Source organism: Aurantimonas sp. (assembly GCF_964217435.1).
GTDB lineage: Bacteria > Pseudomonadota > Alphaproteobacteria > Rhizobiales > Rhizobiaceae > Aurantimonas > Aurantimonas coralicida.
In genome coordinates this window covers 1-11,797 of the sequence record NZ_CAXPJM010000018.1, presented here as the reverse complement: position 1 = coordinate 11,797, position 11,797 = coordinate 1, and the positions used below count along the sequence as shown (strand labels likewise).

The following is an 11,797-nucleotide window of genomic DNA, read 5'->3' as shown; positions in this document are numbered from 1 at the left end:
TGCTCTTCGGGATCATCCTCGAAGTGCTGATCTTCCGCCGCCTCTACGACCGCGACCATCTCGACCAGGTGCTGGCGACCTTCGGCCTGATCCTGATCCTCAACGAGGGCGTCCAGATGCTGTGGGGCGCAGCCCCCATGAGCGTGCCGATCCCGGACGTCCTGTCCGGTTCGATCCCGCTGATCGGCAACATGCGCTACCCACTGTTCCGCGTCCTGATCATCGCCGCCGGTCTGGCAACCGCCCTCGGGCTCTATCTCCTGGTCAGCCACACCCGCATCGGCATGCGGCTGCGCGCCGGCGCCACCAATGCACCGATGATCTCGGCTCTCGGCGTCGACATCCGCCGCCTCTTCATGCTGGTCTTCGCCCTCGGCGCCATGCTGGCGGGCTTTGCCGGCGCCATGGTCGCGCCGATCCTGTCGGTCCAGCCGGGCATGGGCGATTCCATCCTGATCCTGACCTTCGTGGTCATCGTCATCGGCGGCGTCGGCTCGGTGCGCGGCGCCTTCGTGGCGGCGCTGCTGGTCGGGCTGGTCGACACGCTCGGCCGCACCTTCGGTCCGATCCTCCTGCGCAGCCTCATGGACCCGTCCGCCGCGTCCCAGACCGGCCGCACTCTCGCGCCCATGCTGATCTACATCCTGATGGCCGCCGTCCTGTTCTTCAGGCCTGCCGGGCTCTTCCCGGCCAAGGGGGCGGCCCAATGAGCGCGAGCGACCTGACCCTTGGCGGCGAAACACCCGATGTCGCGCCCCAGCGTCGCCCAAGCCGCCTCGACGGGCGCGGAACGGCCCTCGCCGCCGGGCTGATCTTCGCAGCGCTGGCGCTCTTGCCGCTCCTGGCCACCGCGATCGACGACCAGTTCCTGCTGGTCACGGCGACGCGGATCATGATCTTCGCCCTCGCCGCCCTCTCCCTCGACCTGATCCTCGGCTATGGCGCGCTGGTTTCCTTCGGCCATGCCGCCTTCATCGGCCTCGGGGCCTATTCGGTGGCGATCCTCGCCGCCCACGGCATCGACGACATCCTCGTCCAGTCCGCCGTCGCGATCCTCGTCTGCAGCCTCTTCGCCTTCGTCACCGGTGCCATCTCGCTGCGGACCAAGGGCGTCTATTTCATCATGATCACCCTCGCCTTCGGCCAGATGGCGTATTTCTTCATGGTCTCGCTGTCGGCCTATGGCGGCGACGACGGCATCACCCTGGCCGCGCGCTCGACGCTGTTCGGCGCGCCGGTCCTGAAGGGCAATCTGACCTTCTTCTATGTCGTCCTCGCCGCACTCGCCGGCGCCTTCGTGACCTTGCGCGCCGTCGTCGGCTCGCGCTTCGGCCGCGTCCTGCGCGGCACCCGCGACAACCGCGTGCGGATGCAGGCGATCGGCTTTTCGCCCTTCCGCTACCAGCTCACCGCCTATGTCATCGCCGGCGCCATCGCCGGTCTCGCCGGGGTCTTCCTCGCCAACCAGGCCGAGTTCGTCTCGCCTGCCTATATGAGCTGGCAGCGCTCGGGCGAGCTCATCGTCATGGTCGTCCTCGGCGGCATGGGCACGCTGGTCGGCCCCATCGCCGGCGCCGTCGCCTTCCTGCTGCTGGAGGACTGGCTGGCCCAGATCTCCGAGCACTGGAAGCTCGGCCTCGGCATCTTCCTGGTGTTGCTCGTCCTGTTCACGCGCGGCGGCATCGCCGGCTTCGTCAGCCGCATTGCCGGACGGGGAACGTCATGACCGGACCGCTTCTCGACATCCGCAATCTGCGCAAGGCCTTCGGCGCCCTGCATGTCACCGACGACGTCAGCTTCCAGGTCATGCCCGGCGAACTCCACGCCATCATCGGGCCGAACGGCGCCGGCAAGACGACGCTGATCCACCAGCTCTCCGGCAGTCTCGCCAGCGACGGCGGCTCGGTGCATTTCGCCGGCGAGGACATCACCCGGGTCGACATGGCCGGCCGCGTCCACCGCGGACTGGCCCGCTCCTTCCAGATCACCTCGATCCTCGACGGCTTCACTGTTCTGGAAAACGCCGCCATGGCGGTGCAGGCACGCTCGGGATCGAGCTTCCGCTTCTTCGCCTCCGCGGCGCGCGAGAGCGCGCTCAACGACGCCGCCATGGCGGCGCTTGCCCGCGTCGGTCTCGACGATCGGGCCCAACGACGCGCCGGCAGCCTGTCCCATGGCGAAAAGCGCCAGTTAGAGATCGCCATCGCCTTGGCGACCGGCGCCCGGCTCCTCTTGCTCGACGAGCCGCTCGCCGGCACCGGCCACGAGGAATCGGCGGTTCTGGTCGCGCTGATGGCCGAACTGAAGACCACCCACACCATCGTCCTGATCGAGCACGACATGGATGCCGTCTTCGCCCTTGCCGACCGGGTCAGCGTCCTCGTCTATGGCCGGCTGATCGCCACGGGCACCGCCGAAGAGGTTCGCCTCCATCCGGAAGTGCGCACCGCCTATCTCGGCGAGGAGGAGGCCGCCTGATGCTGCGGGTCGAAAATCTCCAGAGCGCCTATGGCGACAGCCGCATCCTCTTCGGCATCGACCTCGAGGTCGGCGCCGGCGAAGTCGTGACGCTGCTCGGGCGCAACGGCATGGGCAAGACCACGACGATCAATTCCATCTTCGGCCTGGTGAAGCCGCGCGGCGGCTGCGTCACCATCGATGGCATCGATGTCACCGGCCGCCAGCCCCATGTCGTCGCCAATCGCGGCCTCGGCCTCGTACCGGAAGGCCGGCAGATCTTCCCGACCTTGTCGGTCGAGGAAAATCTCGTTGCCACCCATCGCGCCGGCCGCGGCGCCGCCAAATGGACGCTGGCCGAAATCTATCGCCTGTTTCCCCGGTTGAAGGAGCGGCGCCGCAACATGGGCAACCAGCTCTCGGGCGGCGAACAGCAGATGCTGGCCATTGGCCGCGCGCTGATGACCAATCCCCGCCTGGTGGTTCTCGACGAGGCGACGGAAGGGCTCGCCCCGCTGATCCGCGAGGAGATCTGGACCTGCCTGACGGCCATCAAGGACGCCGGCGAGGCGATCCTCGTCATCGACAAGAATGTCGACGCACTGGCCCGCTTCGCCGACCGCCACGTCGTCATCGAGAAGGGCCGCGTCGCCTGGACCGGCACGACGGCCGAACTCAGGGCGACCCCTGCCGTGAAGGAGCGCTTCCTCCATGTGTAGGCCTCACACCGACCGCGGCGCCATTGGCGCCGCGCCTTTCCATTCCGCAAGCAAGGAGCCACGCCCATGCCGATCATGACCGCCGGCGTCACCAAGGCCAACGAGGGGATGGACGGCATAAGCTGGAACATCCTCGGCCAGATCTACGTGCCCAAGCAGCATGCCGAGAGCTCGTTCTCCTGGCACGCGACCTTCCCGGTCGGCACCTTCGTGCCGCCGCACATCCATCCGACCCAGGAAGAATTCGTCTACATGCTGGAGGGCCGTCTCGACGTGATCCTCGACGGCCAGGAGAGCCATGCCGAGCCGGGCGATCTCGTCCGCCTGCCGCGCGGCATTCCGCACGGCCTGTTCAACCGGACGGATTCCGACGTGAAGTGCTATTTCTGGGTCTCCCCGGCCCAGCGCCTCTACGATCTGTTCTGGGCGCTCCACAATCTCGGACCGACGGCCGACCCGGCCGAAGTCGTCGCCGTCTCGGCCCAGCACGAGGTCGATTTCCTGCCGCCGCCAGACGCGGAATAGGCGGGGACAAGGGGCGCAAGGAGGCAAGGCCATGAAGGTGATCATCGCAGGCGCAGGCATCGGCGGGCTGACCGCCGCGCTCATGCTGCACAAGCGCGGCATCAAGGCCGAGATCTACGAACAGTCGCCGGCCGTGCGCGAGGTCGGGGTGGGCATCAACACCCTGCCCCACGCCATCCGCGAACTGGCCGAGATCGGCCTCCTGCCGGCCCTCGACAAGGTCGGCCTGCGCACCCGCGAGCTGGTCTACTACAACCGCCAGGGCCAGGAGGTGTGGAGCGAACTGCGCGGCATCGACGCCGGCCACCCCGTCCCGCAATTCTCCATCCATCGCGGCCGGCTGCAGAAGCTGATCTACGATGCCGTCATCGAACGGCTGGGGCCGGACGCGGTGAAGACCGGCCTCAGCCTGTCGGGCTTCATCCAGAACGAAGGCGGCGTCACCGCCCATTTCACCGATTCCGTCCGCGGCGACGCCGGAACCACCGTGCGCGGCGACATTCTCGTCTGTGCCGACGGCATCCATTCCACCGCCCGCAAGCGCTTCTATCCGGACGAGGGCGCGCCCTGCTGGAACGGCGTCCTGATGTGGCGCGGCGCCACCGAATGGAAGAGCTGGCGCGACGGCCGCACCATGGCGATCGGCGGCGGCATGGGCGCCAAGTTCGTGCTCTATCCGATCGCCGAGAAGGGCGACGGCACCCAGCTCATGAACTGGGTCGTCAATATCAAGATGGCCGACGGCGCCAAGTCCCCGCCGCCGAAGGAAAGCTGGTCGCGCCCGGCCCTGCGCTCGCTGGTCCTGCCCTATGCCAAGCGCTTCGCCATTCCCGACTACAACGTCCCGGCCCTCGTCGAGGCGACGCCGCAGGCCTTCGAATATCCGATGTGCGACCGCGATCCCCTGCCCCGCTGGACCTTCGGCCGGGTGACGCTGCTCGGCGACGCCGCCCACCCGATGTATCCCGTCGGCTCGAACGGCGCCTCGCAGGCGATTCTCGACGCTCGCTCGCTGGCCGACTGTCTGGAGCGCGCCGAACATCCGCGCCAGGCGCTGTGGGAATACGAGAAGGACCGCCTGCCCAAGACCGCCGAGATCGTCCGCCTCAACCGCAAGGGCGGTCCGGAGCGGGTGATCGACGAGGTCGAGAAGCGTGCGCCCGCCGGCTTCGCCAATGTCGAGGACGTCATGAGCCGGGCCGAACTGAAGGCGATCGTCGGCGGCTATGCCGGCAAGGCGGGCTTTGCCGCCGAACCGGACCGCCTCGTCGCCGAACGCCGCGCCGCCAACGCCTGATCGCCCCGACCGCGGTCCTGAACAACGGCGGTCCCGAACAGAAGCCGACACGCTTGCCGCAGCACGACCAGATAGTTTAGGCTTAAACAAATTCATCGGAGGTCGTCATGACCCCATCTGCCAGCCCTCGCCACGTCTTCGTCACCGGCTCGACCCGCGGGATTGGCCACGCCATCGCCGCCGCCTTCGTGGCCGCGGGCGATCGGGTGACGGTGCATGGCCGCAGCGCCGAAAGTGCCGAGCGGGCCCGCGCCGAACTCGGCGTCCATGCCGGCGTCGCAGCCGACGTGACCGACGCCGCAGCGCTGGAGGCAGCCCTTGCGAGCGCCGCCGAGCGCGCCGGCCCGATCGAGGTGCTGGTCAACAATGCCGGCGCCGCCGAGACCGCACCGCTGTCGCGCCTCGACGTCGACCAGATGCGGCGGATGATGGCGCTGAATGTCGAGCCGGTGCTCACCGCGATCCGCGCCGTCGTTCCGGCGATGAAGGCGGCTGGCACGGGCCGCATCGTCAGCGTCGCCTCGACCGCCGGCCTCAAGGGCTATGCCTATGTGGGCGCCTATACGGCGGCGAAGCACGCCGTCATCGGCCTGACCCGCTCGCTGGCGCTGGAGCTGGCCACCGCCGGCATCACCGTCAATGCCGTCTGTCCCGGCTACACCGATACGGCGCTGATCGCCGGCTCGCTCGACCGGCTGGAGGAAAAGACCGGCCGCGACCGCGACGCGATCCTGAAGGATTTCACCCGGGTCAATCCGCTCGGCCGGCTGATCCGGCCCGAGGAGGTCGCCGACAGCGTGCTGTGGCTGGCCGGAGCCGGCGCCAGCGGCATCACCGGCCAGGCGATCGCGATCGCGGGAGGCGAATTGTGAGTGTCACCCGGCAGACCCCGATCGACCATATCGACGCCGAGTCCAAGGTCGGCGAGAGCCCGCAGGATCACCGCGCCGAGCTGCGCCTGTGGCTGCGCCTCCTGACCTGCGCCAACCTCGTCGAGGCCGAGATCCGCAAGCGCCTGCGCGAACAGTTCGGCACCACCCTGCCCCGCTTCGACCTGATGGCCCAGCTCGAACGCTCGTCCGACGGCATCCTGCTCGGCGAGCTGTCGCGGCGGATGATGGTCTCCAACGGTAATGTCACCGGCCTCGTCGACCGCCTCGTCCAGGAGGGGCTGATCGAGCGTCAGGTCTCCGAACACGACCGGCGCTCGGCGCGCGTGCGCCTCACCGAGCAGGGCCGCGCGACCTTCGCCCGCATGGCCCGCGCCCACAGCGACTGGCTGGCCGAACTCCTCGCCGGCATCTCGCCGGAGGAGCAGACCGAACTCTGGTCGCGGCTCGGCGACCTCAAGCACTCGGTCCACGACGCCAGCCGCGCCGGACCCGTACCATCCAAGCCAGAGGACGAATGATGAAGCGCCAGAACGCGATCGCCGCACCGTTGCGGGACTTCGTCCCCGAGCATTTCCGCCTCGCGATCGACAACGGCATCGCGGTGATCACCCTCGACCGGCCGGATCGCAAGAACCCGCTGACCTTCGAGAGCTATGCCGAGCTGCGCGACACCTTCCGGGCGATGCGCTTCGACGACGACGTCACCGCCATCGTCGTCACCGGTTCGGGCGGCAATTTCTCCAGCGGCGGCGACGTCTTCGAGATCATCGAGCCGCTGACCAGGATGGAAGCGGCCGAGCTGCACGCCTTCACCACCATGACCGGCGATCTCGTCAAGGAGATGCGCGCCTGTCCGCAGCCGGTCATCTCCGCCGTGGAGGGCATCTGCGCCGGGGCCGGCGCGATCATGGCGATGGTCTCAGACATGCGGATCGCGGCCAGCGGCGCCAAGGTCGCCTTCCTGTTCAACCGCGTCGGGCTTGCCGGCTGCGATATGGGCGCCTGCGCGATCCTGCCCCGCATCATCGGTCAGGGCCGCGCCTCCGAACTGCTCTATACCGGCCGCTTCATGAGCGCCGAGGAAGGCGAGCGCTGGGGCTTCTTCAACCGGCTGACCGAGACCGGCGGCGCCCTGGGCGCCGCGATGGAGATGGCGGCGGCGCTCAACGCGGGCCCGACCTACGCCAATTCGGTCACCAAGCGCATGCTGCAGATGGAATGGGCGATGGGCGTCGACGAGGCCATCGACGCCGAGGCGATCGCGCAGGCCCTGTGCATGAAGACCGGCGATTTCCGCCGTGCCTTCGAGGCCTTCGCGGCCAAGCGCAAGCCGGTCTTCGAGGGCAACTGACGATGCCCGACCGCAGCTTCCTCGACTGGCCGTTCCTCGACCAGAGCCACCGCGACCTCGCCCGCAAGGCCGAGGACTGGGCTGCCGCCAACGTCGCTGGCCTCGTCGATCACCACGATGTCGACGGGACGTGCCGGCGCCTCGTCGCGGCGATGGGCAAGGCTGGTTTCCTCGCGCATGCAGCGCCCAGGGACGGCCGCTTCGACGTGCGCAGCCTGTGCATCCTGCGCGAGACCTTCGCCCGTTTCGACGGCCTCGCCGACTTCGCCTTCGCCATGCAGGGGCTCGGCACCGGCGCCCTAACCCTTTACGGCAGCGACGCCCAGAAGAACTCCGTGCTGCCCGGCGTGCGCGACGGCACGGCGATCGCCGCCTTCGCGCTGACCGAGCCGGAAGCCGGCTCCGACGTCGCCGAGATCGCCCTCGCCGCCACACCGGTGGGCAACGACATGGTCCGCCTCGACGGCGAGAAGACCTGGATTTCCAATGGCGGCATCGCCGACCATTACGTCGTCTTCGCCCGCACCGGCGAGGCGCCCGGCGCCAAGGGCCTTTCGGCCTTCTGCGTGCCCGCCGACACGCCGGGCCTGACCATCGCCGAGCGGCTCGACACCATCGCCCCGCATCCGCTCGCCCGCCTCCGCTTCGAGGATTGCCGGGTGCCGGCCTCGAACCGCATCGGAGAGCCCGGCGCGGGCTTCAGGATCGCCATGGCGACGCTCGACGTCTTCCGCACCACGGTGGGCGCTGCCGCCCTCGGCTTTGCGCGCCGGGCGCTCGACGTGACGCTGGACCGCGCCCGCTCGCGCAAGCTGTTCGGCGCGCCGCTTGCCGACATGCAGCTCACCCAGACGGCCCTCGCCGAAATGGCGACGGCGATCGACAGCGCCGCCCTGCTCGTCTACCGCGCGGCCTGGACCCGCGACAGCGGCGCGCCCCGCATCACTCGCGAGGCGGCCATGGCCAAGATGGTCGCCACGGAGAACGCCCAAGGGGTCATCGACCGCGCCGTCCAGCTCCATGGCGGCGAAGGCGTGCGCTCCGGCTCCGTGCCCGAGACGCTGTACCGCGAGATCCGCGCCCTGCGCATCTACGAGGGCGCGACCGAAGTCCAGAAGCTCATCATCGCCCGCCAATTGCTGTCGCAAGCCGCCTGAGGAGATCGCCCATGCCCGCCTCCTGCCATGTCGACACCTTCGTCCTCGACAACCTGCCGCCCGCAGCCGAGCAGCCGGACTTCATCAATCTCGACCGGCTCGGCTATCCCGAGCAGCTCAACGCTGCCGCCGAACTCGTCGACCGCCATGTCGCCGAAGGCCGCGGCGAGCGGCTCGCCATCCGCGCGCCGGGCGTGCGCTGGACCTATGCCGAACTCGCGCGAACGATCGACCGGATGGCCAATGTCCTGACCGGCGAACTCGGACTTGTGCCCGGCGGCCGGGTCCTCCTGCGTTCGGCCAACAACCCGACCCTGGTCGCGCTCTACATGGCGGTCATCAAGGCCGGCGGCATCGTCGTCGCCACCATGCCGCTGCTGCGCGCGCGCGAGCTCGTGCAGATCCTCGACAAGGCCGAGATCGGGCTAGCCTTGTGCGACGCGGCCTTGGTCGACGAGATGGACAAGGCCGCGAATGCCGCCGCCCGGCCCGTCCGGATCGTCACCTGGGAGGGGCTTGCCGGCGGTGACCTCGGCGCGCTGACGGCAGGTGCGCCCGACCGCTTCGAGGCCGTGGCCTCGCGGGCCGACGATCCCTGCCTTCTCGGCTTCACCTCGGGAACGACCGGCCTGCCCAAGGCGACGATCCACTATCACCGCGACCTCTTGGTCATCTGCGACTGCTATGCCCGCGACGTGCTGCGCGCGGGCGCCGACGACGTCTTCATCGGCTCGCCGCCGCTCGCCTTCACCTTCGGCCTCGGCGGTCTCGTCCTGTTCCCGTTCCGGATCGGCGCTTCGACCGTGCTGCTTGAACGCGCCGGCCCGCCGGACCTTGCCGCCGCCATCGGCGAATACGGCGCGACGGTCTGCTTCACCGCCCCCACCGCCTATCGCGCCATGCTGGCGAAGATCGACGAATACGACCTCTCGTCGCTGACGAAATGCGTCTCCGCCGGCGAGACCCTGCCGCGCCCGACCTTCGACGCCTGGCTCGAGGCCACCGGCCTGAAGCTGATGGACGGCATCGGCGCGACCGAGATGCTGCACATCTTCATCGCCGCGCCGCAGGAGGCGATCCGCCCGGGGGCCACCGGCAAGCCAGTGCCCGGCTACGAGGCGCGCATCGTCGATGCCTCCGGTCAGCCGCAACCCAGGGGCACCGCAGGGCGCCTCGCGGTGCGCGGCCCGATCGGCTGCCGCTACCTCGCCGACCGGCGCCAGGCCATCTATGTCGAGAATGGCTGGAACATCACCGGCGACACCTATGTCGAGGACGAGGACGGCTATTTCTGGTTCCAGGCCCGCAATGACGACATGATCGTGTCGGCCGGCTACAACATCGCCGGTCCCGAGGTGGAGGCGGCACTTCTGGCCCATCCGCTGGTGCTGGAGGTCGGCGTCGTCGGCGCCCCGGACCCCGAGCGCGGCCGTATCGTCAAGGCCTTCATCGTCCTGGCCGACCCGTCGGCGGCCGGGCCCGATCTCGCCAAGGAATTGCAGGACCATGTGAAGCGCGAGCTCGCGCCCTACAAATACCCACGCTCGGTCGTCTTCGTGGACGCCTTGCCCAAGACCGGTTCGGGAAAACTGCAGCGCTTTGCATTGCGCCAGCAGGCGGAGGCCGAAGCCGAGGACGCGACCCAGGGAGTGAACGCGTGAACATCAACCAGCCGATCGGCGCCAGTCCGACCCCTTCGTCCGAAGCCGGAGACGACGCCGCGCTCGATACCCTGCAGCCGCCGGGCTGGAAGAAGCCCCGCGGCTACGCCAACGGCATGGCCGGTCGCGGCCGGCTGGTGCTCACCGGCGGCCTGATCGGCTGGGACGAGACCGAGACCTTCGCCGACGGGTTCATTCCGCAGGTCGAACAGACGCTTCGCAATGTCCTCGCCGTGGTCGCCGAAGCCGGCGGCGGGCCGGAGCATATCGCCCGCCTCACCTGGTATGTGCGCAGCATCGCCACCTACCGCGCCTCGACGGCCGAACTGGGCGCTGCCTATCGCCGCGTCCTTGGCCGGCACTATCCGGCGATGGCCCTGGTGGAGGTCTCCGACCTGGTCGAACCCGAGGCGCTGGTCGAGATCGAGGCCACCGCCATCGTGCCCGACTAGGCCGCGCTGTCCCGACCGGCACCGCTTGCGTCCCAGACATTCAGACAGATCCCGGCCCCGTGCCGCGCCACCACGACAGGAACCCCGCCATGTCCAACGCTTCGGCCGCCGCGCCTTCGCCGTCTGCGTCCCCGTCCGCCGGTTTCGACTGGGCCGACCCGTTCCGGCTCGAGGACCAGCTGTCCGAGGACGAGCGGCTGATCTTCGAGACCGCCCGGTCCTATGCCGAGGAGAAGCTGCGGCCGCGCATTGTCGAGGCCTATCGCAACGAAACCACCGACCGGTCGATCTTCAACGAGATGGGCGAACTCGGCCTGCTCGGCCTGACCCTGCCCGAGGACTATGGCTGCGCCGGCGCGTCCTATGTCTCCTACGGGCTCGTCGCCCGGGCCGTCGAGGCGGTGGATTCGGGCTATCGCTCGATGATGAGCGTCCAGTCCTCGCTGGTGATGTATCCGATCTTCGCCTATGGCGACGAGACCCAGCGCCGCAAGTACCTCCCCAGGCTCGCCACCGGCGAATTTGTCGGCTGCTTCGGCCTGACCGAGCCCGATGCCGGCTCCGATCCGGGCGGCATGACCACACGGGCCGAGAAGATCGACGGCGGCTACCGCCTGTCGGGCGCCAAGATGTGGATCTCCAATTCGCCCATCGCCGACGTCTTCATCGTCTGGGCAAAGTCCGCCGCCCATGACAACAAGATCCGCGGCTTCATTCTCGACAAGGGCATGAAGGGCCTCTCGGCGCCCAAGATCGAGGGCAAGCTCTCCTTGCGCGCCTCGATCACCGGCGAGATCGTCATGGACGGCGTCGAGGTGAGCGAAGACGCGCTGCTGCCGAACGTGTCGGGGCTCGGCGGCCCCTTCGGCTGCCTCAACCGGGCCCGCTACGGCATCTCCTGGGGCGCCATGGGCGCCGCCGAGGATTGCTGGAAGCGGGCGCGCGACTACACGATGGAGCGCACCCAGTTCGGCCGCCCGCTGGCCCAGACCCAGCTCGTCCAGAAGAAGCTCGCCGACATGCAGACCGAGATCGCGCTGGGGCTGCAGGCCTCGCTTCGGGTCGGCCGCCTGTTCGACGAGGGGGCCATGGCGCCGGAGATGATCAGCCTGGTCAAGCGCAACAATTGCGGCAAGGCGCTGGACATCGCCCGCACCGCCCGCGACATGCATGGCGGCAACGGCATCATGGGCGAGTACCACGTCATGCGCCACGCCCAGAACCTGGAGACCGTCAACACCTACGAGGGCACGCACGACGTCCATGCGCTGATCCTCGGCAAGGC

13 protein-coding genes are annotated in these 11,797 nt (G+C 68.9%); all 13 read left to right on the top strand.

Annotation, left to right across the window (positions count from 1 at the left end):
* Positions 1 to 710: branched-chain amino acid ABC transporter permease (locus ACEQX1_RS08285; RefSeq protein ID WP_370196715.1), on the top strand; the 710-nt coding region annotated here is incomplete at its 5' end.
* Positions 707 to 1,726: a branched-chain amino acid ABC transporter permease gene (locus ACEQX1_RS08280; protein ID WP_370196714.1), complete on the top strand. Its 1,020-nt coding sequence runs from the start codon at positions 707 to 709 to the stop codon at positions 1,724 to 1,726. The genes ACEQX1_RS08285 and ACEQX1_RS08280, both read left to right, overlap by 4 nt.
* On the top strand, positions 1,723 to 2,478 hold the full coding sequence (locus tag ACEQX1_RS08275) for an ABC transporter ATP-binding protein (protein ID WP_188077501.1): 756 nt from the start codon (positions 1,723 to 1,725) through the stop codon (positions 2,476 to 2,478). Before ACEQX1_RS08280 ends, ACEQX1_RS08275 begins: the two co-directional genes overlap by 4 nt.
* On the top strand, positions 2,478 to 3,176 hold the full coding sequence (locus ACEQX1_RS08270) for an ABC transporter ATP-binding protein (RefSeq protein ID WP_370195745.1): 699 nt from the start codon (positions 2,478 to 2,480) through the stop codon (positions 3,174 to 3,176). The genes ACEQX1_RS08275 and ACEQX1_RS08270 overlap by 1 nt, the downstream gene beginning before the upstream one ends.
* A 66-nt stretch (positions 3,177 to 3,242) precedes the next feature.
* A complete protein-coding gene (locus ACEQX1_RS08265; protein ID WP_009209331.1) occupies positions 3,243 to 3,701 on the top strand; it encodes a cupin domain-containing protein in 459 nt (152 codons plus the stop codon).
* A gap of 31 nt (positions 3,702 to 3,732) precedes the next feature.
* Positions 3,733 to 4,998 (top strand): flavin-dependent oxidoreductase, encoded by a 1,266-nt coding sequence (locus tag ACEQX1_RS08260; protein WP_370195744.1) that lies wholly within the window; start codon positions 3,733 to 3,735, stop codon positions 4,996 to 4,998.
* 107 nt (positions 4,999 to 5,105) lie between these two features.
* Entirely contained in the window at positions 5,106 to 5,870 is a 765-nt protein-coding gene (locus ACEQX1_RS08255) for an SDR family NAD(P)-dependent oxidoreductase (RefSeq protein WP_370195743.1), read from the top strand.
* A complete protein-coding gene (locus tag ACEQX1_RS08250) occupies positions 5,867 to 6,409 on the top strand; it encodes a MarR family winged helix-turn-helix transcriptional regulator (RefSeq protein ID WP_370195742.1) in 543 nt (180 codons plus the stop codon). The genes ACEQX1_RS08255 and ACEQX1_RS08250 overlap by 4 nt, the downstream gene beginning before the upstream one ends.
* Complete coding sequence (locus ACEQX1_RS08245; protein ID WP_370196713.1) at positions 6,406 to 7,242, top strand: enoyl-CoA hydratase family protein; 837 nt, start codon at positions 6,406 to 6,408, stop codon at positions 7,240 to 7,242. The genes ACEQX1_RS08250 and ACEQX1_RS08245 overlap by 4 nt, the downstream gene beginning before the upstream one ends.
* 2 nt (positions 7,243 to 7,244) lie before the next feature.
* Positions 7,245 to 8,399, top strand: coding sequence for an acyl-CoA dehydrogenase family protein (locus ACEQX1_RS08240; protein ID WP_370195741.1), 1,155 nt, complete (start codon positions 7,245 to 7,247; stop codon positions 8,397 to 8,399).
* An 11-nt stretch (positions 8,400 to 8,410) separates the two neighbouring features.
* Positions 8,411 to 10,060 (top strand): AMP-binding protein, encoded by a 1,650-nt coding sequence (locus tag ACEQX1_RS08235; RefSeq protein ID WP_370195740.1) that lies wholly within the window; start codon positions 8,411 to 8,413, stop codon positions 10,058 to 10,060.
* Positions 10,057 to 10,512, top strand: a complete 456-nt coding sequence (locus ACEQX1_RS08230; RefSeq protein ID WP_024352373.1) for a RidA family protein — start codon at positions 10,057 to 10,059, stop codon at positions 10,510 to 10,512. Before ACEQX1_RS08235 ends, ACEQX1_RS08230 begins: the two co-directional genes overlap by 4 nt.
* A gap of 89 nt (positions 10,513 to 10,601) precedes the next feature.
* Positions 10,602 to 11,797: acyl-CoA dehydrogenase (locus ACEQX1_RS08225; RefSeq protein WP_370196712.1), on the top strand; the 1,196-nt coding region annotated here is incomplete at its 3' end.